General features: G+C 72.3%; 22 protein-coding genes and 1 pseudogene. 11 read left to right on the top strand and 12 right to left on the bottom strand.

Translation table 11 applies throughout. The annotated features are described in order from the left end of the window. Positions 1-17: 17 nt before the first annotated feature. Entirely contained in the window at positions 18-572 is a 555-nt protein-coding gene (locus tag ABTX78_RS02450; protein WP_352204946.1) for a YbaK/EbsC family protein, read from the top strand. A gap of 53 nt (positions 573-625) precedes the next feature. On the opposite strand, the gene ABTX78_RS02445 is transcribed toward ABTX78_RS02450, so the two are convergent. Continuing rightward, the gene (locus tag ABTX78_RS02445) at positions 626-1,033 is read right to left on the bottom strand and encodes a CoA-binding protein (protein WP_352204945.1); all 408 of its coding nucleotides are present in this window, start codon (positions 1,031-1,033) and stop codon (positions 626-628) included. A 62-nt stretch (positions 1,034-1,095) separates the two neighbouring features. Here ABTX78_RS02445 and ABTX78_RS02440 point away from each other — a divergent pair, with 62 nt between their 5' ends. The 3 genes from ABTX78_RS02440 to ABTX78_RS02430 are packed head-to-tail and all read left to right on the top strand — an operon-like array spanning position 1,096 to position 6,026. Beyond that, positions 1,096-1,722: a YigZ family protein gene (locus tag ABTX78_RS02440; RefSeq protein ID WP_352204944.1), complete on the top strand. Its 627-nt coding sequence runs from the start codon at positions 1,096-1,098 to the stop codon at positions 1,720-1,722. A 42-nt stretch (positions 1,723-1,764) separates the two neighbouring features. After that, positions 1,765-2,928: an exonuclease SbcCD subunit D gene (locus ABTX78_RS02435; RefSeq protein ID WP_352204943.1), complete on the top strand. Its 1,164-nt coding sequence runs from the start codon at positions 1,765-1,767 to the stop codon at positions 2,926-2,928. Continuing rightward, positions 2,925-6,026, top strand: coding sequence for an AAA family ATPase (locus ABTX78_RS02430; RefSeq protein ID WP_352204942.1), 3,102 nt, complete (start codon positions 2,925-2,927; stop codon positions 6,024-6,026). Before ABTX78_RS02435 ends, ABTX78_RS02430 begins: the two co-directional genes overlap by 4 nt. Here the strand turns inward: ABTX78_RS02430 and ABTX78_RS02425 are convergent. Further along, entirely contained in the window at positions 6,016-6,462 is a 447-nt protein-coding gene (locus ABTX78_RS02425; protein WP_502993734.1) for an Lrp/AsnC family transcriptional regulator, read from the bottom strand. The two genes, ABTX78_RS02430 and ABTX78_RS02425, sit on opposite strands and share 11 nt — an antisense overlap. A gap of 94 nt (positions 6,463-6,556) precedes the next feature. Between ABTX78_RS02425 and ABTX78_RS02420 the strand changes: the two genes are divergently transcribed. After that, entirely contained in the window at positions 6,557-7,066 is a 510-nt protein-coding gene (locus ABTX78_RS02420; RefSeq protein ID WP_352204941.1) for a rhodanese-like domain-containing protein, read from the top strand. Between the two features lie 105 nt (positions 7,067-7,171). Then, entirely contained in the window at positions 7,172-8,023 is an 852-nt protein-coding gene (locus tag ABTX78_RS02415) for an SDR family oxidoreductase (RefSeq protein WP_352204940.1), read from the top strand. Positions 8,024-8,885: 862 nt separating this feature from the next. Here the strand turns inward: ABTX78_RS02415 and ABTX78_RS02410 are convergent. After that, positions 8,886-10,568 (bottom strand): DUF885 domain-containing protein, encoded by a 1,683-nt coding sequence (locus ABTX78_RS02410; RefSeq protein WP_352204939.1) that lies wholly within the window; start codon positions 10,566-10,568, stop codon positions 8,886-8,888. Positions 10,569-10,643: 75 nt separating this feature from the next. Then, positions 10,644-11,123: an Lrp/AsnC family transcriptional regulator gene (locus ABTX78_RS02405; RefSeq protein ID WP_352204938.1), complete on the bottom strand. Its 480-nt coding sequence runs from the start codon at positions 11,121-11,123 to the stop codon at positions 10,644-10,646. Between the two features lie 59 nt (positions 11,124-11,182). On the opposite strand from ABTX78_RS02405, the gene ABTX78_RS02400 reads away from it, so the two are divergent. Beyond that, positions 11,183-12,382, top strand: coding sequence for a trans-sulfuration enzyme family protein (locus ABTX78_RS02400; protein WP_352204937.1), 1,200 nt, complete (start codon positions 11,183-11,185; stop codon positions 12,380-12,382). Here the strand turns inward: ABTX78_RS02400 and ABTX78_RS02395 are convergent. From ABTX78_RS02395 to pdxR, 3 genes are all read right to left on the bottom strand, one after another. Then, complete coding sequence (locus ABTX78_RS02395) at positions 12,318-13,745, bottom strand: GNAT family N-acetyltransferase (RefSeq protein ID WP_352204936.1); 1,428 nt, start codon at positions 13,743-13,745, stop codon at positions 12,318-12,320. The two genes, ABTX78_RS02400 and ABTX78_RS02395, sit on opposite strands and share 65 nt — an antisense overlap. Positions 13,746-14,101: 356 nt before the next feature. Beyond that, positions 14,102-15,679, bottom strand: a complete 1,578-nt coding sequence (locus ABTX78_RS02390) for an alkaline phosphatase D family protein (RefSeq protein ID WP_352204935.1) — start codon at positions 15,677-15,679, stop codon at positions 14,102-14,104. Between the two features lie 309 nt (positions 15,680-15,988). Further along, positions 15,989-17,437, bottom strand: a complete 1,449-nt coding sequence (pdxR, locus tag ABTX78_RS02385) for a MocR-like pyridoxine biosynthesis transcription factor PdxR (protein ID WP_352204934.1) — start codon at positions 17,435-17,437, stop codon at positions 15,989-15,991. On the opposite strand from pdxR, the pseudogene ABTX78_RS02380 reads away from it, so the two are divergent. Beyond that, positions 17,428-18,285: pseudogene (locus tag ABTX78_RS02380) on the top strand (DMT family transporter); the annotation flags it as partial. The gene pdxR and the pseudogene ABTX78_RS02380 overlap by 10 nt on opposite strands. Positions 18,286-18,369: 84 nt before the next feature. On the opposite strand, the gene ABTX78_RS02375 reads toward ABTX78_RS02380, so the two are convergent. Continuing rightward, a complete protein-coding gene (locus tag ABTX78_RS02375; RefSeq protein ID WP_352204933.1) occupies positions 18,370-19,200 on the bottom strand; it encodes an alpha/beta fold hydrolase in 831 nt (276 codons plus the stop codon). A 202-nt stretch (positions 19,201-19,402) separates the two neighbouring features. Between ABTX78_RS02375 and ABTX78_RS02370 the strand changes: the two genes are divergently transcribed. Further along, on the top strand, positions 19,403-20,287 hold the full coding sequence (locus ABTX78_RS02370; protein WP_352204932.1) for an RNA polymerase sigma-70 factor: 885 nt from the start codon (positions 19,403-19,405) through the stop codon (positions 20,285-20,287). 249 nt (positions 20,288-20,536) lie between these two features. Next, positions 20,537-21,301: a GntR family transcriptional regulator gene (locus ABTX78_RS02365; protein ID WP_352205024.1), complete on the top strand. Its 765-nt coding sequence runs from the start codon at positions 20,537-20,539 to the stop codon at positions 21,299-21,301. A gap of 99 nt (positions 21,302-21,400) precedes the next feature. Here the strand turns inward: ABTX78_RS02365 and ABTX78_RS02360 are convergent, their stop codons facing one another. Continuing rightward, the gene (locus ABTX78_RS02360) at positions 21,401-22,558 is read right to left on the bottom strand and encodes an ROK family transcriptional regulator (protein WP_352204931.1); all 1,158 of its coding nucleotides are present in this window, start codon (positions 22,556-22,558) and stop codon (positions 21,401-21,403) included. Positions 22,559-22,722: 164 nt separating this feature from the next. Between ABTX78_RS02360 and ABTX78_RS02355 the strand changes: the two genes are divergently transcribed. Continuing rightward, positions 22,723-23,169 (top strand): hypothetical protein, encoded by a 447-nt coding sequence (locus ABTX78_RS02355; protein ID WP_352204930.1) that lies wholly within the window; start codon positions 22,723-22,725, stop codon positions 23,167-23,169. Between the two features lie 23 nt (positions 23,170-23,192). Here ABTX78_RS02355 and mug read toward each other — a convergent pair whose 3' ends face one another. The 3 genes from mug to ABTX78_RS02340 are packed head-to-tail and all read right to left on the bottom strand — an operon-like array spanning position 23,193 to position 26,013. Next, the gene (gene mug / locus ABTX78_RS02350) at positions 23,193-23,732 is read right to left on the bottom strand and encodes a G/U mismatch-specific DNA glycosylase (RefSeq protein ID WP_352205023.1); all 540 of its coding nucleotides are present in this window, start codon (positions 23,730-23,732) and stop codon (positions 23,193-23,195) included. Next, the gene (gene purB, locus ABTX78_RS02345) at positions 23,729-25,162 is read right to left on the bottom strand and encodes an adenylosuccinate lyase (RefSeq protein WP_352204929.1); all 1,434 of its coding nucleotides are present in this window, start codon (positions 25,160-25,162) and stop codon (positions 23,729-23,731) included. Before purB ends, mug begins: the two co-directional genes overlap by 4 nt. A 59-nt stretch (positions 25,163-25,221) precedes the next feature. Then, on the bottom strand, positions 25,222-26,013 hold the full coding sequence (locus ABTX78_RS02340; RefSeq protein ID WP_352204928.1) for an SGNH/GDSL hydrolase family protein: 792 nt from the start codon (positions 26,011-26,013) through the stop codon (positions 25,222-25,224). Positions 26,014-26,034: the final 21 nt, after the last annotated feature.

The following is a 26,034-nucleotide window of genomic DNA, read 5'->3' as shown; positions in this document are numbered from 1 at the left end:
CTGCTATTTTTCCGCCCATGCGCGCCCCCATCGGACACTTCCCCGACGCCCGTCCCGCACGGGACTGCCTCGACATCCTGGCCGCCCCGGTCGCCGACGCCGTCCGCGGCTGGCAGGGCGATGTCCCGGCGGACCAGCTGATCTATGTGGACACGAACCCGCAGATCGCGGACACGGCGGTCTTCGCGGAGCACTACGGCCAGGAGCTGCTCGAAGAGTCGGCGAACTGCGTGGTCGTCGCGGGCAAACGAGGTGGCGGGTCGACCCTGGCGGCGTGCCTGGTCCTGTCCAGCACACGGGTGGACGTGAACGGGGTGGTCCGCAGGCAACTGGGCGCGCGCAAGGCGTCGTTCGCGTCGATGGACACCGCGACGGGCGAGACGGGCATGGAGTACGGCGGCATCACCCCGATCGGACTCCCGGCGAGCTGGCCGCTACTCGTGGACGCGGCGGTCGTCGACATCCCGTGGGTGCTGATCGGCAGCGGACGCAGGCGGGGGAAGCTGATCGTGCCGGGGAAGGCGTTCGCGGGACTGGCGGGGGCGACCGTCCTGGCCGGATTGGGGATCTGAACCCCGAACTCCCGCACCCCGGCATCGTCAACGCGCCCCGCCCGCCCCGTCGTTCACCCCAGCCGCGGAATCTCGATCGCCGGGCAGCGGTCCATCACCATGTCCAGGCCCGCCGCGCGCGTGCGGTCGTACGCCTCTGCGTCGATGACGCCCAGCTGGAACCAGACCGCCTTCGCGCCGGCCGCGACCGCCTCGTCCGCCACCGCGCCCGCGAGGTCCGAGTTGACGAAGACGTCGACCACGTCGACCTCGAAGGGGATGTCGGCGAGTGAGGCGTAGCCCTGCTCGCCGTGGACCGTCTCCGCCTTGGGGTGGACCGGCACGACGCGCTTGCCGAAGCGCTGGAGGACGTCGGCGACGCCGTACGCCGCCCGGGACGTGTTGTTGGACAGGCCCACCACGGCCCACGTGTCACCCGTCGAGGTCAGAACCCTGCGGATCGTCTCTGTGTCTGCGTCCATGACACCGACAACCGGGGAGCCCGGCGGAGCATTCCCTTCCGGGCGCCACATAGGGTGACCGGATGCAGGAGCAGTACCGGACGGTCGCCCGTGAGGGTGTGCACGAGACAGAGATCAATCGATCGCGCTTCATCTGCGCGCTCGCACCCGCGGCGACCGAGGAGGAGGCACAGGCCTTCGTCGCCCGGGTCCGCAGGGAGCACTCGACCGCCTCGCACAACTGCTTCGCCTATGTCATCGGGGCCGACGCCGCCGTCCAGAAAGCGAGTGACGACGGCGAGCCCGGCGGTACGGCCGGTGTCCCCATGCTCCAGATGCTGATGCGGCGTGATGTCCGTTATGCCGTCGCGGTCGTCACGCGGTACTACGGCGGTGTGAAGCTCGGTGCGGGCGGGCTGATCCGGGCGTACGGGGGAGTGGTCGGCGAAGCTCTCGACGCGCTCGGGACGCTCACCCGGCAGCGCTTCCGGCTCGCCACCGTCACCGTCGACCACCAGCGTGCGGGCAGGCTCGAGAACGATCTGCGGGCCACCGGACGCGATGTGCGCGAGGTGCGCTACGCGGAGGCCGTCACCTTCGAGATCGGTCTGCCCGACGCCGACGTCGATGCCTTCCGCCGCTGGCTCGCGGACGCCACCGCGGGAACCGCGGGGCTGGAGTTGGGCGGTGAGGCGTATGGGGACGCCTGATTCCGCACGTGATGTCCGACCGCACCGTTACTCTCGGGGATCATGAGACTCCTGCATACGTCGGACTGGCACCTGGGGCGCTCGCTCCACCGGGTGAGCATGCTCGACGCCCAGGCCGCGTTCCTCGACCACCTGGTGGCGACGGTTCGCGAACGCGACGTGGACGCGGTGCTGGTGGCGGGAGACGTGTACGACCGGGCGGTGCCGCCGCTCACCGCCGTCGAGCTGTTCGACGACGCGCTGCACCGGCTGGCGGCCGTCGGCGTGCCGACGGTCATGATCTCCGGGAACCACGACTCCGCGCGCCGCCTCGGGGTGGGAGCCGGACTCATCGAGCGGGCCGGGATACATCTGCGTACCGACCCGGCGGGCTGCGACACCCCCGTGGTCCTCGCCGACGACCACGGCGAGGTTGCCTGCTACGGCCTGCCGTATCTGGAACCGGCCCTGGTGAAGGACGAGTTCAAGACCGACAAGACACACCACGAAGCCGTCATCGGTGCGGCGATGAACCGGGTCAGTGCGGACCTCGCGACCCGTCCCGCAGGTACGCGCTCGCTCGTGCTGGCGCACGCGTTCGTCGCCGGCGGCCAGGAGAGCGACAGCGAACGGGACATCACCGTCGGCGGCGTGGCAGCGGTTCCGGCCGGCGTGTTCGACGGCGTCGACTATGTCGCGCTCGGGCATCTGCACGGCGCCCAGACCATCACCGAGCGCGTGCGCTACTCCGGTTCGCCGCTCGCCTACTCCTTCTCCGAGGCGGCCCACCGCAAGACCATGTGGCTCATCGACCTCGGGGCCGCCGGTGAGATCGAAGCCGAGCGCGTCGACTGCCCTGTCCCGCGGCCCCTCGCGCGGCTGCGCGGACGCCTCGACGACCTGCTCGACGACCCGGCGCTCGCCGCACACGAGCAGTCGTTCGTCGAAGCCACGCTCACCGACCCCGTGCGCCCGGCCGACCCGATGGCGCGCCTCACCGAGCGCTTCCCGCACGCGCTGAGCCTCGTCTTCGAACCCGAGCGCGCCGAGCAGGACGCCGTCGACTCGTACGCCCAGCGGCTGAAAGGACGCAGCGACCAGCAGATCGCGGAGGACTTCGTGGCCCATGTCCGGGGCAGCGGACCCGACGAACGCGAGCGCACGGTGCTGCGCGGGGCGTTCGACGACGTCCGGGTGGACGACACCGTGCGCGAGGTGGCCGGGTGAGGCTGCACCGGCTGACCGTCACGGCCTTCGGCCCCTTCGGAGCCGACCAGGAGGTCGACTTCGACACCCTGTCCGCCGCCGGGATCTTCCTGCTCCACGGGCCGACCGGCGCCGGCAAGACCTCCGTGCTCGATGCCGTCTGCTTCGCGCTGTACGGCGCGGTGCCCGGGGCCCGGCAGAGCCCCGGAGCCTCGCTGCGCAGCGACCACGCCGTGGCCGGCACCTTCACCGAGGTGCTGCTCGAACTGACCGTCGGCGGTAGGCGGTTGGAGATCCGCCGCCGCCCGGCCCAGCTCCGTCGGAAGAAGAACGGCAAGGGGTTCACCACCGAGCGCGCACAGAGCTGGCTGCGCGAGTACGACGCACAGAGCGGCGAGTGGCGGGCGCTGAGCCGCTCCCACCAGGAGATCGGCGAGGAGCTCACACAGCTCGTCGGCATGAGCCGCGACCAGTTCTGCCAGGTGGTGCTGCTGCCGCAGGGCGACTTCGCCCGCTTCCTGCGCGCCGACGCCGAGGCTCGCGGCAAGCTGCTGGGTCGGCTCTTCGACACCCGCCGCTTCGCCGCCGTCGAGGACCGGCTCGCCGAACAGCGGCGCGCCGCGGAACAGCAGGTGAAGGCCGGGGACGAGCGACTTCTCGCGATCGCCCACAAGATGGAGCAGGAGGCCGGCGCCGCGGCCGGCGACTGGCCGCTGCCGCAGCGGCAGCCGGGAGACCCGGGCCTGGCCGGCGCCGTGCTGGACTGGGCGGCGGTCGCGCGCGCGGGGGCCAGGGAACGCCTGGACATCGCCGACTGCGCGCTGTCCGCCGCGGAGAGCAGGCAGGCCACCGCGCGCCACACGCTGGACGCCGAGCGTGAACTGCACCGGCTGCAGCAGCGGTACGACGACGCAAGGCGCCGCCAGGAGGCCCTGGAGGCACGCCGACCGGAGCGCGAAGCACTGCACGCCCGCATGGAACGGGGTCGCAAGGCCGAACGCGTGGCACCGGCGCTGCGGCTGCGGGCCGACGCCGAGCGCGAGCACGCCGGCGCCAGCGAGGCATGCGACCTCGCACTGGCGGAGCTTCCGCCGGAGCTGCACGAGGCCGGCGCCGAGCACCTGTCCGAGCTGGAAAGGAAACTGCGCCAGGATCTCGGCGTCCTCGACGCCGCTCGCAGGGCCGAGCGGCGCAGCGAGGAGATCCGACGCCAGCGCGCGGACCTCGACCGCCAGGCCCGGGCCGACGACGACATCCTCCAGGACGCGGCGGCGTGGCTGGCCGGCTGGGAGTCGCTGCGCCGAGGCCATCAGGAGCACATCGCGGCCGCCCAGGAGGCCGCCACGGCCGCCGAGCACCTGGCGGGCCGGCTCGACCCCGCCCGCCGCAGACTGAAGGCCGCTCTGGAACGCGACCGGCTCGCCGCCCGTGCCGAAGGCGCGGCGGAGCGGCTGCGAACGGCACACGAGCGTGCCAACAGCGCCCGCGAGCGCTGGCTCGACCTCAAGGAACGCCGGCTGCGGGGCATCGCCGCCGAACTGGCCGCGGGACTGCTGCCCGGCGAGCCCTGCGCCGTCTGCGGATCGCCGGACCACCCCGACCCGGCCCGCGCGGGCGAGGGGCACGTGGACCACTCGGCGGAGGAATCCGCGTACGAGGGCTACGCCCGGGCGGACGCGGTGAAGACGGACGCGGAACGCGAACTGGCGGTGGTGCGTGAGTCGCTGGCCGCGGCGCGGGAAGCGGCCCGGGAGGGGGCGTGTGAGGATGCGGACACGACGTCCGCCCGGGATGCGGACACGGCGCCCTCCGTTGCGGCAACGGCCGGCGCTACGGACGCCGTCGATCCCGACGTGTCCGAACTGCGCACCCTGGTCGAGCGGTTGGAGCGCGACCACGAGCAGGCCCGCCGCCTCGCCTCCGGGATGCACGCCGCGCGGGAGGCGCTCGACCACGCCGAGCGGGAACACCAGGAGCGTCTTGCGGCACAGCAGGAGGCCGGCCGGCGTGCCGCGGCACGGACCTCGGGCCGGGAAGCACTGGACCGTGAACAGGCTTCACTGGCGGGGGAGTTGGAGCGTGCACGAGGCGGCGAGGAGAGTGTCGCCGCACATGCGGACCTGCTGGAGCGGCGGGTACGCCTGCTCACCGCCGCCGCCGAAGCCGTCCGTGCCGTCGATCTCACGGCCCAGCGGCTGAAGGACGCCGACGACCGGCTGGCCGACGCCGCCTTCCGTGCCGGGTTCGACACACCGCGGGTCGCCGCCGAGGCGATGCTGAGCGACGCGGAGCATCGCGACCTCCAGCACCGTATCGACGCCTGGCAGACGGAGGCCGCCGCCGTCGCCGACCGGCTCGCCGAGCCGGAGACCCACGATGCCGCCGGACGTCCGCCCGCCGACCCCGAGTCCGCCCGTGCCGCGCACGACACGGCCGAACGCGCCCTGCGCGACGCCACATCCGTGCTCGCCGCCGCCCGCGGCCGGGCCGCCGAACTCGGACGGCTCTCGCGCCAGGCCGCCACCGAGGTGCTCCGGCTGGGCCCACTGCGTGAGGAGTACGACCGGGTGGCCCGGCTCGCCGGACTCACCGCGGGCACCTCCGCGGACAACGAGCGCAAGATGCGCCTGGAGTCGTACGTCCTCGCCGCCCGGCTCGAACAGGTCGCGGCGGCCGCCACCGCGCGGCTCCAGCGCATGTCGGCGGGCCGCTACACCCTGGTGCACTCCGACGCCCGCGCCGGAGGCAAGCGTTCGGGACTCGGACTGCATGTCGTCGACGCGTGGACGGGCAGCGAACGCGACACGGCGACGCTCTCCGGCGGGGAGACGTTCTTCGCCTCGCTCGCCCTCGCCCTCGGCCTCGCCGACGTGGTCACCGACGAGGCGGGCGGCGTACAGCTCGACACCCTCTTCATTGACGAGGGGTTCGGCAGCCTGGACGAGCAGACCCTCGACGAGGTCATCGACGTGCTCGATTCGCTGCGCGAGCGGGACCGCAGCGTCGGCATCGTCAGCCACGTCCCGGATCTGCGCCGCCGCATCCCCACCCAGCTCGAAGTGGTCAAGGAGCGGAACGGATCCGTGGTGCGGCTGCGGACGGCCCCGCTCAGCGGCTGATCGACCGGCGCGGCAGCGGGGACGAGTAGACGATGCTCGTGGTGACCGAGCCCAGCGCGCCGATCTTGCCGGAGACGGATTCGAGATGGCTCATGGACCGGGCGGCGACCTTCAGCACGAAGCAGTCGTCGCCGGTCACATGGTGCGCTTCGAGGATCTCGGGCGTCGACTCCAGCAGGTCATGGAAGGGCTTGTAGTTGCCGTTCGGATACCGCAGGCGCACAAAAGCGAGGATCGGCAGCCCGAGCCGCTCCTGGTCGATGACCGCGGTGTAGCCGGCGATGACGCCTGCCTCCTCCAGCCGCCGCACGCGCTCGGTCACGGCGCTCGCGGACATCGAGACCGTGCGCGCGAGTTCGGCGAAGCCGGCCCTGCCCTCGCTCTGCAGAACCTCAAGAATGCGCCAGTCCGTGGCGTCCGGTGAATACGCCGTCACCCCCGAGAGATAACAGGGGAATCCCCGGCCGATCAAGAGCAGCGCCGGGAGATCTCCCTTCAAGCGCGCGCCGGCCGTTCGTAGATTCTTGGTCATGACAACGACGCAGCCCACCGCGCACTCCACCCCTACGGGCCCCGCTCTCTCGAACCCCGTTCTCCGGGTCCCGCCGGCGTCACCCGCCGCTGCCGCCGCCTACTTCGGTGCCTCTCTCGCTTTCCACGCCGATGTCTCCGACGTGGCCTCGGCGCTCGCGGCCGGCGACGCGGGATTCGTCGTCCTCGACTCGCGGTCCACCGAGTCCTGGGACCAGGGGCACGTCCCCGGAGCGGTCCACCTGCCGAACGCGCTGATCGCCGAACAGGCCGGACACCTGCTCGACCCGGCGATGCCGGTGGTCACCTACTGCTGGGGTCCCGGCTGCAACGGCGGAGCCCGTGCCGCGCTCGCCCTGGCCGAACTCGGCTATCAGGTCAAGGAGATGCTCGGCGGCTTCGAGTACTGGGTGCGCGAGGGATTCGCGTACGAGACGTGGGAGGGCGCCGCGCAGCGCGAGGCCGACCCGCTGACCGCACCGGTCGGCGCGGACGACTGCGGCTGCTGAACCGGCGGCGGGGGGACGAGGGACGCGGAGGACCGTCGGCCGTGGTCGCGCGCAGGTCGTACGTGGGTGTGACACGGGCGGTGCGATCGACCAGGATGACCTGCCATGCCCCGGATCCCGAACCCCGATGCCGCGTCGCTGCGGCGTGATCCACTGCCGCTGCGCGGCCGTACCGCTCTCGTCACCGGCGCCAGCCGGCGCGGCGGCATCGGTTACGCGGTCGCCCGCCGGCTCGCCGCGTACGGCGCGAGCGTCTATCTCCACCACCATGTCCCGCACGACGCGGCCCAGCCGTGGGGTGCGGACCCCGACGGGCCCCGTGCCGTGGCCGACGGGGTGCGTGAGGCACTCGGCGACCCGGCCGCGGTCGTCCGCCACGGCCCCGGTGATCTGTCGGACCCGGCCGCCCCGGCCGAACTCGTCGCCACCGCCGCCGAAGCGCTCGGCGGCCGGATCGACATCCTCGTCGCCAATCACGCCCTCAGCGGGGGTGACGGCCCGCTCGACGTGATCGACGCCGGCATGCTCGACGCGCACTGGGCGGTCGACGCGCGCTCGGTGATCCTGCTGGTCCAGGCGTACGCCCGCCTGCGGTCCGCGCTGCCGGAGCGCAGGCCGGGCGGCCGGGTGGTGATGATGACGTCGGGCCAGGACATCGCCGGCGGGATGCCGCAGGAGATCGCGTACTCCCTGGCCAAGGGCGCGCTCGCGTCGGCGACCCGGTCGCTCGCCACGTCCCTCGGTGATCTCCTGGTGACCGTGAACACCGTCAACCCGGGGCCGGTGGACACGGACTACCTGGACGGCGAGGTGTACGAGGAGATCGCGGGGATGTTCCCGGCGGGGCGCTGGGGCATGCCGGACGACCCGGCGCGGCTGATCGCATGGCTGGCGACGGACGAGGCGGAGTGGATCACCGGCGAGGTGATCAACTCGGAGGGCGGGTTCCGCCGTTGAGGCTGGTGGTCGCGTCCCCGGGGCGGGACGCGAGCCACCAGGGGAGGTGGGTGGCACCCGAGAGGCGCGGGCGGCTGCGCTTCCGGCGCGGGGGCGGCGACGCAGTTCGCTCACCCGCCCCCGCGGTATGAGCGGCCATGGGCTTCGGGGCAGGCCGACGCTGCCCGCCTCCGGCCCCGGGCCGTCCCGCTGTCACGGGGCCTCAGCGGGCGAGGTCCCCCCGCAGGCCGAGCGGCCTGGTCTCTGAGGGGCCAGCCGACCGGCCCGCTGTCACCGGACGACACGCCCGCCGTGCCGGGCCGTCCCACACCGTGCGGACCTGCCGCGGCGCCCGCTCACCGATCTCCGCCCGCCCCCGGCGAACCGCCGAACCCGGCGCAGCCGGTGAACCCGCCGAGCCCGGTGACCCGGTGGACCCGCCGAGTTCCGCCCGCCCCGGGCGAACCCGGCGAACCCGGCGAAGCCGGTGACCTGGTGAACCCGCCGAGTTCCGCCCGCCGAACCCGCGAGCCCGGTGAACCCGCCGAGCCCGGTGACCTGGTGAACCCGCCGAACTCCGCCCGCCCCGGGCGAAGCCGCGAAACCGGCAAGTCGGTTAACCCGCCGAGCCCGGGGAAGCCGGTTAACCCGCCGGGCCCGCCGAACAGGGCGAACCCGCCGAACCCGGCGGGCCCGGTGACCTGGTGAACCCCGCCGAGTTCCCCCTGCCCCCGGTGAACCCGCCGAACCCGCCGAAGCCGGTGAACCCGCCGGGCCCGGTCACCTGGTGAACCCGCCGAGCCCGGCGGGCCCGCCTGCGCCGACAGGCCCGCCGCGGCCCACCATGCCGCCGCCTACCAGGCCCGCCCGCGGGCCCCACCCGTCACAACTTCGACAGCTCGTCCACCAGGTCGTCGAGCCCCAGCGATCCCTGCGACAGCGCCGCCATGTGCCAGGCCTTCGCGTCGAACGACGCGCCGTGGTTCCGGCGCGCGTTCTCGCGGCCCAGCAGCCAGGCCCGTTCACCGAGCTTGTAGCCGATCGCCTGAGCGGGCATCGAGAGGTACCGCGTCAACTCGCTCTCCACGAAGTCCGCCGGCCGACCGCTGTGGTTGCCGAAGAACTCCTGCGCCAGTTCCGGCGTCCAGCACTCGCCCGGGTGGAACGGCGAGTCGGCCGGGATCTCGAGCTCCAGGTGCATACCGATGTCCACGATCACCCGGCACGCGCGCATCATCTGGGCGTCCAGATAGCCGAGCCGGCGCTCCGGGTCGGGCAGGAAGCCCAGTTCGTCCATCAGCCGTTCCGCGTACAGGGCCCAGCCCTCGGCGTTCGCGCTGACCATGCCGACCGTGGCCTGGTAGCGGGAGAGCTGGTCGGCGACGTGCACCCACTGCGCGATCTGCAGATGATGGCCGGGGACACCCTCGTGGTACCAGGTGGACACCAGGTCGTACACCGGGAAGCGCGTGGCGCCCATCGTCGGCAACCAGGTCTGGCCGATCCGGGAGAAGTCCTCCGAAGGACCCGTGTAGTAGGGCGCCGCCGCTCCGCCCGGGGGTGCGATCCGGGACTCCACCCTGCGTACCCGCTCGGCCAGTTCGAAGTGGGTGCCGTCCAGTGCCTCGATCGCTTCGTCCATGAGGTTCTGGAGCCATACCCGGACCTCTTCGACTCCCTCGATGTGCTCGCCGTGCACGTCGAGGTGGGCCAGCGCCTCCCAAGGGCCCGCGCCGGGCAGGATCTTGGCGGCTTCCTTCTTCATCTCGGCCAGCAGACGGTGGTATTCGGACCAGCCGTACGCGTACGCCTCGTCCAGGTCGAGATCCGTGCCGTTGAAGTAGCGGGACCAGCGGGCGTAGCGCTCGCGGCCCACGGTGTCCGGGGCGTCCGCGACAGCCGGGGCGTAGACGTCGCGCATCCAGTCCCGCAGCTCACCGAGGGCGGCGGTCGCCGTGCGGGCGGCGGAGTCGAGTTCGGCGCGCAGTGCGTCCGGGCCGTCCGCGACGATGTCCTCGAACCAGCTGCGATCCGTGCCCAGCCACTCCGTCAGTTGCCCGATATGGGTCGTGGTGGCCCGCGGGCCACCGAACAGCTTGCGTTCCAGGCCCAGTTCGAGCGATTCGCGGTAACCGCCGAGGGCCCGCGGGACGGCCCGCAGTCGCTGGGCCACCGCCGTCCAGTCCTCGTCGGTCTGCGTCGGCGTCACCGTGAAAACCTCGCGCACCGCGTGCACCGGGGAACGCATGTTGCTGACGGTTCGCAGCCCTTCCTCCGCATCGTGCACGGCCAGTTCGGCCGTCAGGCGCTCTCGCAGCAGCCGTCCGCAACGCCGTTCCGCGTCCGCGGCGGCACCCGGCAGCTTCTCGGCCTCGCCGAGCCGGGCGAGGGTCTCGCGGGCGAGTTCGGCGAATCGCTCCTGACCTGCGGGTGAGTAGTCCGGGAGCAGTCCGGCGCTCTCCTTGACTCCCAGATAACTTCCGACGGTCGGATCGAGTTCGATGAGCGCGTCGACGTAGGCGTCGGCGACCTGGCGGGGCAGCGGATGGCTGAGGGTGACAGACATGCGCACATCCTCATACGAGTGAGGCCTCCGCGTCACCATCGTCCCGGCTCAGCGGCATGTCATCGGCCGGATCGCTCACTGTCCGGCCGGAGGCAGCAGGGGCCCGCAGTCCCACTGCTGGAATATCAACCGGGTCTCCACACGGGCGACTTCCCGCTGAGATGTGAACTCGTCGATGACCAGGCGCTGGAGGTCGGCCGTGTCGGTGACCGCCACATGCACCAGGTAGTCGTCCGGCCCGGTGAGATGGAACAGGGACAGCGATTCCGGCAGAGCGCGGATGCGCTCCACGAACGGCCCGATCAGCTCGCGCCGGTGCGGTCGCACCTGCACCGACAGCAGGGCCTGGAGACCGCGGCCCAGCCGGGCCGGGTCGAGGGCCAGGCGATGACCGAGGATCACGCCGGAGCGGCGCAGCCGCGTCACCCGGTCCAGGCAGGTGGACGGCGCGACTCCGACCTCCGCCGCCAGATCGCGGTACGTGGTCCGGGCGTCGTTCTGCAGAAGGCGGAGGATCTGCAGGTCGACCGGGTCCAGAGCGACAGATTCGGTCATTCACCGAACGTAGCACGGCCATCCGCCACTACCTTCCGGTAGGTGTTCAGTCTGCGGTCATGGACAACGCAGCCTTCGCCGCCCCCGTACCCCGGGCGCTGGCCACCGAAGCAGTGCACGCCGGACGCGAGGACCTCGCGGAGCTGGGAGTGCACGCACCGCCGCTCGACCTGTCGACCACGTATCCCTCCTTCGACGCCGCGGCCGAGGCCGAGCGGATCGACGCCTTCGCCCTCACCGGCGCCCGGCCCGAGGGGCCGCCCGTCTACGGCCGGCTCGACAACCCGACCACGGCCCGCTTCGAGACGGCTCTCGCCCGGCTCGAGGGCGCGGAGGCCGCGGTGGCCTTCGCCAGCGGGATGGCGGCGCTCACCGCCGTACTGCTGGTGCGGGCGAGCATGGGCCTGCGCCATGTGGTCGCCGTCCGTCCGCTGTACGGATGCAGCGACCATCTGTTGGAGACGGGTCTGCTGGGCACCGAGGTGACCTGGACGGATCCGGCGGGGATCGCCGACGCCATACGCCCCGACACCGGTCTGGTCATGGTCGAGACGCCGGCCAACCCGACGCTCGCGGAGGTCGACATCGAGGCGCTACGCCATGCCTGCGGGTCGGTGCCGCTGCTCGTCGACAACACCTTCGCCACCCCCGTGCTCCAGCGTCCGATACGGCACGGCGCGCGGATCGTGCTGCACAGCGCCACCAAGTACCTGGGCGGCCACGGCGATGTGATGGGCGGGGTCGTGGCCTGCGACGAGGAGTTCGCCGGACGCCTGCGGCAGGTGCGCTTCGCGACCGGCGGTGTGCTACATCCGATGGCGGGATACCTGCTGCTGCGGGGCCTGTCGACCTTGCCGGTACGGGTCAGGGCGGCCTCCGCCTCGGCCGCCGACCTGGCGTGCCGGCTGGCCGCCGATCCGCGTATCGCGCGTGTGCACTACCCGCGGATCGGCGGGGCCATGGTCTCGTTCGAGGTCTACGGCGACCCGCACCGGGTGATCGCCGGGGTGCGGCTGATCACTCCCGCCGTCAGTCTCGGCAGCGTCGACAGCCTGATCCAGCACCCGGCGTCCATCAGTCACCGCATCGTCGCGGAGGGCGACCGGCGCTCGGCCGGTGTCAGTGACCGGCTGCTGCGGCTGTCCGTCGGGCTCGAGGACGTCGAGGACCTCTGGCGGGATCTCGCCGAGGCGCTCAGCGCTCAGCCTGTTCGAACCAGGACCGGTGCTGCTTGGCAGACCCGTCCAGTCGGGCTGTGATCACCACCGTGCCCTCCTCGATCTGGTAGTCGAGGGGCAGGCCCAGGCCGCGCATCGCCGCCACCATGGCGGTGTTGGACGACTGGGTCACGGCGTACACGCTGCTGCAGTGGGCCTCCCGGGCGAGGGCGACGAGCCGGCCGAGCAGCTCCGAGCCGATGCCGCGGCGCTGCCAGTCGTCCTCCACCAGCAGAGCGATCTCGGTCTCGTCCCCGTCCCACAGGAGATGGCCGAGGGCGACGAGCCGGCCGGAGGCCGTCTGGACGGCGAGCGTGCGCCCGAAGCGCGGGCTGAGCAGATGGTTCAGATAACGGTCGGCGTCGCCGACCGGGCCGTGGTAGCGATGGCCGAGCGTGCGCTGCGAGCACCGCTCGTGCATCGCCTTCGCGGCTTCGACGTCGCTCTGGTCGGCGCGGCGCACGGTGATCTCGTTGCCCTCGGGGAGGGTGAGGACGTCCTCGCTGCGGGGGACACGGGGGCCGAGCCGGGCGTCCAGCTCCACCAGGGCGCGCGCCCGCGCGAACTCGGTGGGCGTGAAGGGAAGGTAGGGCCGCTCGACGGTGATCGCGCCTCCGTTCGGGTCGCGCAGCCGCATCACCGTGTCCTCCAGTGCGCCTTCCACCGGCGGGAGATCGCCGGTGGGCATGCCGGTGAGGGAGACGGCGGGCAGCGAGTGAATGGTGCAGCGCCCGAGCAACTGGCGCAGTGCCATGGGGAGTTCGGCCGCGTCCAGGGCGGTACGGGTGGCGAGGCCGAGCACCCGCGTCGGGGTGTCGACGAGGTCGTGGGCGTCCGCCCGCTCGATCCAGGTGCCGCTGCCGCCGCCCGCCGAGACGGCGTGGGTCAACTGCCGGGCCTGGAGCGGCCCGGGGGCCCTGAGCAGGAACTCGTCGACGGTGCCCGCGGCGAGCGGGTGCGTCTGGAGAGTGAGGATGTCCACGCGCAGGGAGGCGAGTGCGGTGCACAGCGCGGCGAGACTGCCGGGCGCGTCCTCGACGGTGGTGCGCATGCGCCACAGCGTCGTCTCGTGCGGTGTGCCGTCGTCGGCGTGCTCGGCGCCGGCCGCGCCCTTACCGCCGGCCGCGCCCTTACCGCCGGCCGCGCCCGTACCGCCGGCGGTATCGCTCGTGCCGGCCGGAGGAGCATGGCTGTGGCGTCGTGCCCACCATGTGTGGAACGTGGCCGTGGCCACGAGGGCGGCGGCGGAGGCGACGAGCAGGAACGGACCGTCGGGGCTGTGGCCGACCAGATTCGCGATGCCGTCGGCGACCGCCACCGCCGTGAACAGGGCGGCCAGTTCGACGAGATCCCGGCGCCAGTGGTGGGGGCGGCGGGCACTCTTCGCAGAAGTCACATCAGTCATGACCCCACTGTGAACGTTCTGTGTTGCGTGATCGCGAACGTATTGTGACTGATGGGTTAAGCGCGGATCTGAACCGCTATAGGGCATTTTTAGCCGATTTTGGCGGGGAGTGATCGGTCGCCTGATGTATCGGGACCATCGGCCGGGACACCCCACTTGGCGAGCTGCGACGACCTCCACGCGCCGGTGTCGTCAGCCCTCGCGAGTATCCCCCGGGGAGAACTCCACACGTCCGTGCGTGTGACGGTTTCGCGTCGCCGCGGCGCGGGAGACGGTGCCCACAGCAGAGCCCGGCCGCCCGCACCCTCTCGCCGGGGCGGACGGCCGGGTTCTGCTCCCGGTGGATGTGGGACCTTCTACTGCCCGACGCGGCCCGGCTGAAGCACCTTGCTGAACAGGACCGTTCCGCCTTCGGCCCGCAGTCGTACGGTCAACTCACCGCTGCCGCCGTCGATGTCGACCTCGCCGAAGTACTGCGAGGACTCCATCGGCGAGACGTTCGCCCGCTCGGGCGCACGGACGAAGACCCGCTCGGGTCCGAACGTGGCGTCGAGGGCGTTAGCCGGGAAACCGCCCGCCGCCAGCGGGCCCGAGACGAACTCCCAGAACGGGGCGAAGTCCTTGAAGGCGGCCCGCTCCGGCGCGTAGTGCTGGGCGGAGGTGTAGTGCACATCGGCGGTGAGCCACAGAGTGCCGGTGATCCGGCGGTGCTTGATGTGGCGCAGCAGCTCCGCGATCTGCAGCTCACGTCCGAGGGGCGCGCCGGGGTCGCCCTGAGCCACCGCCTCGATGTTCGCCGCGCCGTCGGGCACCACCAGACCGAGCGGCATGTCCGAGGCGATGACCTTCCACACCGCACGCGACCGCGACAACTCCCGCTTCAGCCAGGCGAGCTGCTCGGCGCCGAGGATGCCCTGCGTGTCGTCGGCCTGCCGGCCCGGCGAGTTGGCGTTCCGGTACGAGCGCATGTCGAGGACGAACACGTCGAGCAGCGGCCCGTAGCGCACCACCCGGTGCATCCGCCCCTCGCGCCCGCCCAACGGCAGGGTCGAGACGGGGAAGTACTCGCTGAACGCACGGGACGCACGCGCGGCCAGGACGTCCACGTTCTTCTCGGTGTAGCGGACGTCGTCGAGGATCTGGCCCGGGTACCAGTTGTTGCGCACCTCGTGGTCGTCCCACTGGACGACGGTCGGCACCTGTGCGTTGAAGCGGCGGACGTTCTCGTCGAGGAGGTTGTAGCGGAAGTTGCCGCGGTACTCCGCGAGCGTCTCGGCGACCTTCGCCTTCTCCTCGGTCATCAGGTTGCGCCACACACGGCCGTCCGGCAGCGTCACGCTCGGGACGAGCGGGCCGTCCGCGTACACGGTGTCACCGCTGCACAGGAAGAAGTCCGGGTCGCGCCGGCGCATCTCCTCGTAGGCGCGGTAGCCGCCGATGTCCGGATTGATGCCCCAGCCCTGCCCCGCGATGTCGCCCGACCACAGAAAGCGCACGTCCTGACGGCGCCGGGCGGGTGCGGTACGGAACGTTCCGTACACCGGCTCCCCGGTACGGCGGGGGTCGTCCGGGTCCGCGAGCGTGACCCGGTAGTGGATCTGCTCGCCCGCGGGCAGCCCGCGCAGCGACGCCGTACCGGTGAAGTCCGTGCCGGGCCCGAGCAGCGGTCCGTGCCACCGGTGCGTGCGCCGGAAGGAGTCCGTCGCCGATGTCTCGACGATCATGCGGGCGGGCCGGTCCGACCGTGCCCACACCAGTCCCGACGACGTGGTGACATCACCGGTCTGCACACCCCAGGCGGCACGAGGACGGCCGGAGCGGGCCAGCGCGGGTGCCGCGCCCACCGCCGGAAGAGCGAGGGCCGCCGATGCGGCGACCGTGCCCCGCAGAACGGTACGACGGTCGGGGGACGTTCTCCGCGGGCTGTGCGACATCGCTGGGCCTCCAGAACGGTTGGGGGAGGGGTGTGCCGAGCCATGCCTAGCGTCCGGCTGCGGCGTGAACGCGAACCGGAGGTGAACAACCGGTCTTCCGCGCACCGGGCTTCTGCCCTCGGACCGTCGTGCACCGGGCTTCCGCGCACCGGTTTCGGCGTCCCGGTCTTCCGCGCCCGGGGCCTCCGCGCCGCCGGCCCGCCGGCTCCAGGCGCGCGCCTTGCGGCGTACGGAAGTTGGGGTGACGGCGGGGATCGTGCGCCGGTGGACGGACGAACCCCGTGGCCCCGCGTCCGGCCGCCGGACGCGTCACGTCGCAGGACCACCCTCCTGCGTCTCGCGCGCCAGCAGCCCGATCCCGCGCGCGATGTCGGACGGCGCCAGATGCGCGTACCCGAGCACGAGCCGGACCGCCGTGTCCGCGTACCGCGCCGTCCCGTGTTCGGCGAGCGGCCGCAGGGCGACGCCCGCCCGCCGCGCCGCCTCCAGGAACCGCGGCTCGGGACCGAACCGCCCCGGCAGCCGGGCGATGGCATGGAGCCCCGCGGCGATACCGCTCACCTCCGTGCCCGGGAAGTGCTCGTCGAGCGCGCTGACCAGCGCGTCGCGCCGCTCGCGGTAGGCCCGCTGGCAGCGGCGCAGTTGCCGGTCGTAACCGCCGGCGTCGATGAAGTCGGCGAGCAGCGCCTGGTCGAGGGAGGGGTGGCCCAGGTCCATCGTGCGCTTGCGTTCGATCACCTCGTCGGCGAGACGTTCGGGCACCAGCAGCCAGCCGAGGCGCAGCCCCGGGGCAAGCGATTTGCTCACCGAGCCGCTGTAGGCGACGCGTTCGGGGTCCAGGCCCTGGAGCGCGCCCACCGGCGCGCGGTCGTAGCGGAAGTCGCCGTCGTAGTCGTCCTCGACGACCAGGCCGTCCACCTCCCGTGCCCAGTCGAGGAGTTCTGTACGGCGCCGGGCGGAATACGCGATCCCGGACGGGAACTGATGCGCCGGTGTGGTCACCACGGCCCGCACGCCGGACCGGTGGAGCGGTTCCATGGCCAGTCCGTCCTCGTCCAGCGGGAGCGGTGTCTCGCCGAGGCCGGCCGCGGCCAACAGCGGGCCGTGCTGCGGGCTCCCCGGGTCCTCGACGCCGATCGTCCGCAGCCCGTGCCCGTGCAGCACGAACCCGAGCAGGGTCATCGCCTGGGCGACGCCCGAGCACACCACCAGCCGTTCGGGATCGGCGACGACACCGCGGCGCCGGACGAGCAGTGACGCGAGAGCGGTACGCAGCTCGGGCAGGCCCCGCGGATCGGGATAGCCCAGCGCCCGATGGGGCAGCCGCGCCAGTACGGACTTGTGCGTGGCGGCCCATGCGGCACGCGGGAAGAGCGAGAGGTCGGGGGTGCCGGGACGGAAGTCCACCCGGGCGCCGGACGCCCGCGGTGCGAGGTCCCGCGCGGTCCGGGCGCCCGCCCGGGCCGCATCCCCCACCCAAGTGCCCGCGCCCCGGTCGCTGCGCAGATAGCCCTCGGCGGTCAGCTGTTCGTAGGCCTCGGTGACCAGACCGCGTGACACCCCGAGGTCGGCGGCGAGCTCCCGGCTGGAGGGCAGCCGCGTACCGGCCTGCAGCCGGCCCGATCGGACCGATTCGCGCAGGGCCGACTGGAGCGCCCGGCCGCGCCGGCGAGCCGGTGCCCCGGCGGCCGGCAGCAGCAGTTCCCAGGCGGTCGTCCACGACGGCCCGTCCGGCGGATTGGTCCCCGATGACGTCATGGAAGTGGACCTTAAAGGGGACCGCCGGCGTCCATAGCGTCGAACCCATGAACCGAATGAACACCCACACGCTGCACGGCGTGGGGCTCGTCTCCTTCGCCTACTGCCTGGTCGGCGCCTCCTTCACCGCCAACAGCGTCCTCGGCGACTACCCGTACGCCGGCGGCCAGGCCGTGCGCTACGCCCTGGCCTGCCTGCTTCTGCTGCCCCTGCTCGGCGGGCGGGCCGCACTCGCCCCGCTGAAACTCCTCAGCGCGTCCCAGTGGGGCCGCATCACCCTGCTCGCCGGAGTCGGCATGGTCGGGTTCAATCTGGCGATCCTGGCGGCGGAACGCACCTCCGAGCCGGCCGTCCCCGGCGTGTTCGTCGGCTGCGCGCCCGTCATCGTCGCCGTGCTCGCACCGCTCGCGGACGGGCGGCGGCCCACCCGCCCGGTCCTGTTCGGAGCGCTGCTCGTGGCGGCGGGGGCCTTCACGGTCCAGGGCTGGGGCCGCGCCGACGCCGCGGGCATCGGCTGGTCGGTGGCCGCGCTGGCGGGCGAGGTCGGCTTCGCCGTGCTGGCGGCGCCCGTACTCCGGCCGCTCGGACCCAAGCTGCTCACGGCGACCGTCTGCGCAGTCGCGGCCGTCGAGTCCACGATCGTCGGGCTCGTCGTCGACGGCGCCGGATTCGTGCGGACCCCCGATCAGGGCGAGGCGCTGGCGCTGTTGTGGCAGGCGGCCGTGGTGACCGTGATCGGCTTTGTGACCTGGTACATGGGACTGCAGCGGATCGGCACCGAACGGGCGACGCTCTTCACCGGGCTCATCCCCGTCGCCGCCGCCCTCACCGCGCCCCTCGTCGGCACCGGCACGTTCGGTCCCGCCCAGGCGGCGGGCGGAGTGCTGGTGGGAGCGGGCGCGGCGCTCGGCTCGGGCGTCTTCGGGGGCTGGTCAGCGGCTGCCGTCGAGCAGGACGCGGGCGACGAGAGCGGGGTCGTCGTTCATCGGCACGTGGCCACACCCGGGCAGCCGGACGAGCCGGGCGCCCGGGATGGCCTGCTTGGCGCGGACACCCTGACGGCGGAACAAGAGCCGGTCGCGGGTGCCCCAGGCGATGGTGACGGGCACATCGGGGATGTCGTCGGTGAACAGGACGTCGCGTCCGGCCATGAGGGTCTGGTGGAAGCCGGTGGCCCCCCGCAGCGCGAGGGTCTCCGCGACGACTGCCTCGGGTGAACGCCTGCCCGGCTTGGCGTAGATGGTGCTGGTGAGTGCCGCGCGTCCGGCGGCGCTGCGGGCCAGCCACTCGATCATCGGCAGGGACAACGACTGGGCGCCGAGCCGCATGGCCCGCAGCGTCCCGAAGGCGAAGAGCCGTTCCCCTTCCGTCCAGAAACCGGCGGGGGACAGAGCCGTGACCGAACGGACGAGCTTCTCGCGGCCCAACTCAAGGGCCAGCAGCCCGCCGAGGGAGTTGCCGGCGACATGCGGTCGCTCGATCTCCAGCGCCTCGCAGAGCGCGGCGAGTGCACCTCCGACGGCCGCCAGGTCGTACCGCACCCCGTCGGGCAGCGCCGGCGAGACGCCGAAGCCGGGCAGGTCGACCGCGACCACCTCGCGCTCGGCCGCGAGAATCCCGATCACCGGGTCCCAGGCCTGGCGGTGATGCCCTATGCCGTGGAGCAGCAGCAGCGGTTCACCCGAGCCCGTTCTCTCGTAGGAGACGCACAGTTCCCGGCTGCCCCGGGGTGACTCGACGGAGAACGAGATCTTCGCGACCATGCCCTGCTGCTCCTTGGTCTCGCCACGGCACCGATGTGTCGGACGGCGTGCGCCCGGGGGAACGGGCGGCCCGGCCGCTTGTCCGTAAGAATTACCGTTCAGTAGCTTCCAGTTCAAGAGGAACCGCCGGGACGCCGTGGATGTGCGGCGCGGCGCGCCCCCCCGCCTGGACACCGGATGCGCCGTCGGGTGGGATGGAAGCGTGGCGACCGACACTGCGACCGACGTCTTCGAAGAGCACCGGCCCGTGCTGACGGGCGTGGCCTACCGCATGCTCGGCCGGGCGGCCGACGCCGAGGACGTGGTGCAGGACGCGTGGCTGCGGTGGACCGCGCAGGAGCGAAGCGATGTGGCGGAGCCGCGCGGCTACCTCGTACGGATCACCACCCGGCTCGCGATCGACCGGCTGCGGCAGATCAGGGCGCGGGGCGAGGCGTACATCGGTCCGTGGCTGCCCGAGCCGATCGCCACGGACTTCGGCAGCACGGTCCCGGACACGGCCGAGCAGGCGGTTCTCGCCGAATCCGTCTCCCTCGCCGTGCTCGTGGTGCTGGAATCGCTCTCGCCGCTGGAGCGGGCGGTGTTCGTGCTCCGTGAGGCCTTCGGCTTTCCCTATGGCGAGATCGCGACCACGCTGGAGCGCTCCGAGGCGGCCGTGCGACAGCTCGCGGGCCGTGCGCGGCGGCATGTGGAGGAGCGCAAACCCCGGTACGACGTGGACCCCGGCGAACGGCGCGATCTCACCCAGCGCTTCCTCAGCGCCGCAGCCGGCGGCGATCTGGACGCCCTGCTGGACCTCCTCGCCCCCGACGTCCGCATGATCAGCGACAGCGGCGGCAAGGCCAAGGCCCCGGTGCGGATCCTGGAGAGCGCGGACAAGGTCGGACGGTTCCTGTTCGCGGTCGCGAAGCAGCCGATCCCGGAAGCGGATTTCACGTTCCCCGAGATCAACGGCGCACCGGGGCTCGTGGTGTTCAGCGCCGGAAAGCCGGACACCGTCTTCCAGTTGGAGATCCGGGGCGGCCGCATCCAGTGCATCTACCTGGTGCGCAACCCCGACAAACTCGGCGCGCTCCCCACCCTCTGACCTGCGAGCGGCGCCCGCTCCGACCCCCTGTCCGAAAAGGACAGGGGGTCTTTGCCGCGCGCGTTCCACTGGGATACGAACGCCCTGTGAACGCGCTGCGAATCCACTCGACCTCGCAGCGTGACGAGCGCAGGATTGGTCTTGACCAAGGTGGTGGGCCGTCCTATGGTCGCAGAGTTAGTGCAGGAACCTTTAATAAACAAGGGCGCGGAAAAGCCGCCGCTGACACGGCGATTGCGGAGGATCAGGGTGGGGACCACGCAGCTCGAATCAGTGCCGGAGCCGAAGTACTGGCACCTCAAGACCGTGATCGGTGAATCGCTCGACTCGGACTTCGCGGTGGGCGAGATCCTGCCCAACGAACGAGATCTGGCGGCCCGCTTCGGAGTTGCCCGCGCGACACTGCGCCAGGCACTCGAACAGCTCGAACTCGAAGGGCGCCTCCAGCGGCGCCGCGGCGTGGGCACGACCGTCGCCCCTCCGCGCGTCGGCGTGGACGTCTCCACCACCGAGCACGCGTGGCCCGGGTCCGCACAGGACTCCTGGCAGTCCGTCGACTGCACCCAGGCGGTGCCGCCGGCCGCGGTCGCACGGTTCCTGGACACCGGCGCCGACGAGGAGACGTACGTCGTGCGCAGGCTGCGCGTCAGCCACGGGCAGCCGGTCGCGGCCGAGCTGCTCTACGTGCCGGCCGCATCCGTCGCCGAGCTCTCGGCCATCGACGCCCCCTCCGGACCGGCCCGTGCGCGTGCCGTCCTGCGGGAACTCCAGCGCCGTGAACTCGACGGCCAGGACCGCGCGGTGGAGCTCGGCTCCGCCCGCGCCGACGACGCCAAGGAGCTCGACCGGCTGCCGGGCGCGCCCGTGCTGATGGTGACCACCCGCTACTTCTCCGCGGGCAGGACGGCCGCGCTGTCCGTCGCGACCTACCGGGCCGACACCTGCCGGCTCACCTTCGGCGCCTCGGGAGATGTCGAGATCAGACACCACGACGAGGAACGCCGCGCCTCCTAGCGCGCTCCCTCGGGGCACTACCGGGAGCACCGCGTCTCCCGGAGCCCGACCCGGTACGCGCACCCCCGTCCCCGCACGGCCCGTCGCACGAGCTGAGGCTCAGCGGCGGGCCGTCACCGTGCCCTCCACGGCGAAGAGTTCCTCCTCGACGTGGTCGAGCGCCAGCCGCAGCGCGCCTGTCGCCACCGCCGCCTCACCCAGCAGGGACAGAGCGACCCGCGGCGGCCGCAGGCAGTACCGCGACAACTCGTCGCGCAGCGGGTCGAGTACACCGTCCAGCCCGGCCGCCCAGCCGCCGATCACCACCAGTTCGGGATCCAGCGCCAGCACCAGGGCCGCCACGTCGTGGACCAGGCGCTGGATGAAACGCTCGACGGCCTCCTTTGCCCGCGTGTCGCCACCCTTGGCCAGGGCGAAGACATCGGCCACCGCCTGCTCGTCCAGCGGATGCAGCGGCTCGTCCGTCGTCGACAGCAGCCGCTCCGGGGTCACGTCCCGCCCGAGCAGATGCAGCGCGCCGATCTCGCCCGCCGCGCCGCCGAAGCCCCGGTGCAGCCGCCCGCCGATCAGCGACCCGGCACCCGGACTGAGCCCCGCCAGGACGAAGACGAGGTCGTCGGAGTCCCGCCCCGAGCCCTTCCAGTGCTCGGCCACCGCAGCCGCGTTGGCGTCGTTCTCCACGAGCACCGGGCAGCGGAACGAGCGCTGGAGCCGCTGGCCGAGCGCGAGTCCCGTCCAGCCCGGCAGCGCGGTCCCGAGCCGTACGGTCCCGTCGGCCTCCACGATTCCCGGTGAGCCAACCCCCACGGCACGCAGGCTGTTACGGGCGATCCCGGCCCGGCGCAGGACGTCGGCGACCACGAGCCGCACCCGCTCCAGCCGGTCGTCCGCGCAGGCGGTCTCCGACACCTCCCGGGACCCGGCCCCGATGATGCGGCCGTCCAGACCGGACAGCAGAGCCGCGACGCGGTGCGGCCCGATCTCCACGCCCAGCAGATGGCCGGCCTCGGCGCGGAAGCGGAATCGCCTCGCCGGCCGCCCCTGGCGGCGAGCCGCACCCTCCTCGGGTTCGGACTCGACGACCAGACCGGCCTCGATGAGACCCTCGACCACGCCTTCGACGGTCGGCCGGGAGAGCCCGGTGATCCGCGTCAGGTCCGTGAGCGTGGGGGAGCCGGCGCCTCGTAGCGCATGCAGTACCACCGCGGAGTTGATCCGCCGCAGCAGCGACGGGTCCCCGCCGGTCAGCCGCCCCACTGTGTGTCCTCCCAGCTCGAGCGCGTGTTCTGCCGGATCGTACTCGCTGGCCGTACGACGTGCACGGTCGGTGCAAGGGGTGCAACGGTGGGTCGCCGCGCGCCCGTCCGCCTTCCTCGTCTGACGGACAGCCATATGTCGGTGCAGGCAGCTTTACTGGGGGCATGACCACGGCACGGCACCTCGAGACGATCGACCTGCTGCGCGCCCGGCAGTTCGCCGCGGAGCCCGGACCGTCGGACGTCGGTTCCGAAGGCCCGGACTTTCACATAGCGGTGCTCAACGGACATCCCGACCCGGGCGATCCGTACGCCTCCGCGGGACCCGACGCCGACCTCCGCGCGGAAGCGGAACAGCGCCGGGCCGAGCACGGCGCCCTCCTGGACGCGCTGGACCACCGCTGGGGCGACGCCTCGCTCTTCGACCTGACCGGCACACAGCTGCGCGCCGTCCGGGCCGCGCCGGGTGAGGAGGACATACCCGAGCCGTGGCTGCGACTGAGCTCCACCGTCCCCCGGCTCCACCTCTGGCGCGTGGACGGCCGGTGGATAGGCGTCGGCCTCTCCGAGTTCCAGCTCCTGGCCGTCGTCACCGCGAACGACCCGCCCTGAACGGCGTCCGGGAGGACACCGGCTCAGGAGGACTCCGCCGCCGCGCGCAGCCGGGCGTACTCCTCCGCCATCGTCTCCGCCGTCCAATGGGCGTTCAGGCCGCTCGGGTTGGGCAGCGCCCAGATCCGCGTCCCGCCGATCGTGCGCTCCTGCGGACCGATCCTGGCCTTGCGATCGCCGAAAGCCGTGCGGTAGGCCGTGACCCCGACCACCGCCAGCCATCTCGGGCGCAGCCGCTCCACCTTCTCGGCCAGCAACCGCCCGCCCTCGCGGAACTCCTCGTCGCTCAGCTCGTCGGCCCGAGCGGTCGCCCGCGCCACCACATTCGTGATGCCGAGCCCGTAGGTGAGCAGCTCCCGCTGTTCGGAAGGCCTCAACTGGCGTGGTGTGAAGCCCGACCGATGCAGTACGGGCCAGAACCGGTTGCCGGGGCGGGCGAAATGATGACCCGTCGCCGCCGACATCAGGCCCGGGTTGATCCCGCAGAACAGCACATGCAGACCGCCCGCCACCACGTCGTCGATGACGCGGTCGCGGGCGGCCTCCAGCTCGTCGGGTGTCAGAGGATCGACCCCGGCGTGTAGCCCGCTGCCTCGGGGCGCTCCTTGACGACATCCTCGATCCGGGCGACCACGGCGGCGACCTGGTCGGCGGCGGCACCCGTGAACGACAGCTTGTCCGCCATCAGGACGTCCAACTGGGCACGGTCCAGCGGGATGCGCTCGTCGGCGGCCAGCGTGTCGAGCAACTCGTTGCGCTCGGCGCCCTGCTCGCGCATCGCGAGCGCGGCGGCCACGGCGTTCTCCTTGATGGCCTCGTGCGCCACCTCGCGGCCGACTCCTGCCCGTACCGCGCCCATCAGCACCTTCGTGGTGGCGAGGAAGGGGAGATAGCGGTCGAGCTCCCGGGCGACGACGGCCGGGAAGGCGCCGAACTCGTCCAGCACCGTCAGGAACGTCTCCAGCAGGCCGTCGAACGCGAAGAACGCGTCCGGCAGAGCCACCCGGCGCACCACCGAGCACGAAACGTCGCCCTCGTTCCACTGGTCGCCCGCCAGTTCGCCCGTCATCGAGGCGTAACCCCGCAGGATCACCATGAGGCCGTTCACGCGCTCGCAGGAGCGGGTGTTCATCTTGTGGGGCATCGCGGAGGAGCCGACCTGACCCGGCTTGAAGCCCTCGGTGACCAGTTCGTGCCCGGCCATCAGCCGGATCGTCTTGGCGACGGACGACGGCGCGGCCGCCAGCTGGACCAGCGCGGAGACGACGTCGTAGTCGAGGGATCGGGGGTAGACCTGGCCGACCGAGGTGAAGGCGTGGGCGAAGCCCAGATGCCCGGCGATGCGCTCCTCCAGGTCCGCGAGCTTCGCCGCGTCCCCGCCCAGCAGGTCGAGCATGTCCTGTGCGGTGCCGACCGGACCCTTGATCCCGCGCAGCGGGTAGCGGGCGAGCAGGTCCTCCAGCCGTCCGTACGCCACCAGCAACTCGTCTGCGGCGGTCGCGAACCGCTTCCCCAGCGTCGTGGCCTGGGCGGCGACATTGTGCGAGCGTCCGGCCATCACGAGCTCGGCGTACTCGGCGGAGAGCTTGCCGAGACGGGCCAGGACGGCGACGGTACGGTCGCGCATCAGCTCCAGGGACAGGCGGATCTGGAGCTGCTCGACGTTCTCGGTCAGATCGCGGGACGTCATGCCCTTGTGCACGTGCTCATGACCGGCGAGCGCGTTGAACTCCTCGATCCGGGCCTTCACATCGTGGCGCGTGATCTTCTCGCGCTCGGCGATGGAGGCCAGGTCGACCTGGTCGACGACCCGCTCGTAGTCGGTGAGGGCGCTGTCCGGCACCTCGATCCCGAGGTCCTTCTGCGCGCGCAGCACGGCCAGCCAGAGCTGCCGCTCCAGCTTCACCTTCTGCTCGGGGGACCACAGGACGGCGAGCTCCGCGGAGGCGTAGCGGCCGGCCAGGACGTTGGGGATACGGGGCTTTGCAGTCACGTGTACGGATTCTACTGGCGGTTTGTGCAGGTCGGCGTCCCGCCCCGGTTTGTGGCTTGCTACGAGGGATTGTCCGTGCGCGGGAGCTCGAACGGCAGCAGCTCCGGGCGCTTGGGCGGCAGACCGTCGCCCGAGGAGCGACCGGTGAGCCGGCGTCCGATCCACGGCCCGAGATACCGGCGGGCGAACTGCACGTCGGCGACCCGGCGGGCGGTCCACCGCGCCTGCACGGCGGGCGGCAGCGGCGAGCGCCAGTCGTCCTCGGCATCGAGGCCGAGGGTCTGCCAGACGGCCTCCGTCACCCGCCGGTGCCCCTCGGCCGTCAGGTGCAGCCGGTCCACGTCCCACAGTCGCTGGTCGCCCAGGGCTCCCGAGCCGTAGAGATCCACCACGAGAGCGCCGTGCCGGGCGCCCAGCTCGTCGATGAAGTCGAAGAGCTCCTCCATGCGGGGACGGAAGCGTTCCATCACCGGGCCGTTGCGGCCGGGGCTGCGCATCAGCACCAGCTGACCGCAGGACGGCGTCAGCTTCTCCACGGCCTCCTCCAGCAGACCGCGGACGCGGCCCATGTCGCACTTGGGGCGCAGGGTGTCGTTCAGCCCGCCCACCAGCGTGACCAGATCGGGGCGCATGGCGGCGGCGACATCGACCTGCTCGTCGACGATCTGCTGGATGAGCTTTCCGCGGACCGCCAGGTTCGCGTAGCGGAATCCCTCGGTCCGGACGGCCAGCCGGCCGGCGAGCAGATCCGCCCAGCCCCGGTAGGTCCCGTCGGGCATCAGGTCGGACATGCCTTCGGTGAAGGAGTCGCCGAGCGCGACAAAGCTGGTGTAGTTGGCATGCATCTCCATGGCGGAAGGATCCTACCGCGC

The sequence above is a fragment of the Streptomyces sp. NPDC096193 genome (assembly GCF_040302905.1).
Lineage (GTDB): Bacteria > Actinomycetota > Actinomycetes > Streptomycetales > Streptomycetaceae > Streptomyces.
This window is presented reverse-complemented; position numbering and strand designations above follow the sequence as displayed.

What these genes read in the sequence shown, in the direction of transcription:
- ABTX78_RS02435 (WP_352204943.1), top strand. Translation starts at nt 1,765, where the DNA reads ATGAGACTCCTGCATACGTCGGACTGGCACCTGGGGCGCTCGCTCCAC.
- ABTX78_RS02440 (WP_352204944.1), top strand. Translation starts at nt 1,096, where the DNA reads ATGCAGGAGCAGTACCGGACGGTCGCCCGTGAGGGTGTGCACGAGACA.
- ABTX78_RS02390 (WP_352204935.1), bottom strand. Translation starts at nt 15,679, where the DNA reads ATGTCGCACAGCCCGCGGAGAACGTCCCCCGACCGTCGTACCGTTCTG.
- ABTX78_RS02355 (WP_352204930.1), top strand. Translation starts at nt 22,723, where the DNA reads ATGACCACGGCACGGCACCTCGAGACGATCGACCTGCTGCGCGCCCGG.
- ABTX78_RS02450 (WP_352204946.1), top strand. Translation starts at nt 18, where the DNA reads ATGCGCGCCCCCATCGGACACTTCCCCGACGCCCGTCCCGCACGGGAC.
- ABTX78_RS02340 (WP_352204928.1), bottom strand. Translation starts at nt 26,013, where the DNA reads ATGGAGATGCATGCCAACTACACCAGCTTTGTCGCGCTCGGCGACTCC.
- pdxR (WP_352204934.1), bottom strand. Translation starts at nt 17,437, where the DNA reads ATGACGTCATCGGGGACCAATCCGCCGGACGGGCCGTCGTGGACGACC.
- ABTX78_RS02420 (WP_352204941.1), top strand. Translation starts at nt 6,557, where the DNA reads ATGACAACGACGCAGCCCACCGCGCACTCCACCCCTACGGGCCCCGCT.
- ABTX78_RS02395 (WP_352204936.1), bottom strand. Translation starts at nt 13,745, where the DNA reads ATGACTGATGTGACTTCTGCGAAGAGTGCCCGCCGCCCCCACCACTGG.
- ABTX78_RS02405 (WP_352204938.1), bottom strand. Translation starts at nt 11,123, where the DNA reads ATGACCGAATCTGTCGCTCTGGACCCGGTCGACCTGCAGATCCTCCGC.
- ABTX78_RS02445 (WP_352204945.1), bottom strand. Translation starts at nt 1,033, where the DNA reads ATGGACGCAGACACAGAGACGATCCGCAGGGTTCTGACCTCGACGGGT.
- ABTX78_RS02400 (WP_352204937.1), top strand. Translation starts at nt 11,183, where the DNA reads ATGGACAACGCAGCCTTCGCCGCCCCCGTACCCCGGGCGCTGGCCACC.
- ABTX78_RS02375 (WP_352204933.1), bottom strand. Translation starts at nt 19,200, where the DNA reads ATGGTCGCGAAGATCTCGTTCTCCGTCGAGTCACCCCGGGGCAGCCGG.
- ABTX78_RS02415 (WP_352204940.1), top strand. Translation starts at nt 7,172, where the DNA reads ATGCCCCGGATCCCGAACCCCGATGCCGCGTCGCTGCGGCGTGATCCA.
- ABTX78_RS02410 (WP_352204939.1), bottom strand. Translation starts at nt 10,568, where the DNA reads ATGTCTGTCACCCTCAGCCATCCGCTGCCCCGCCAGGTCGCCGACGCC.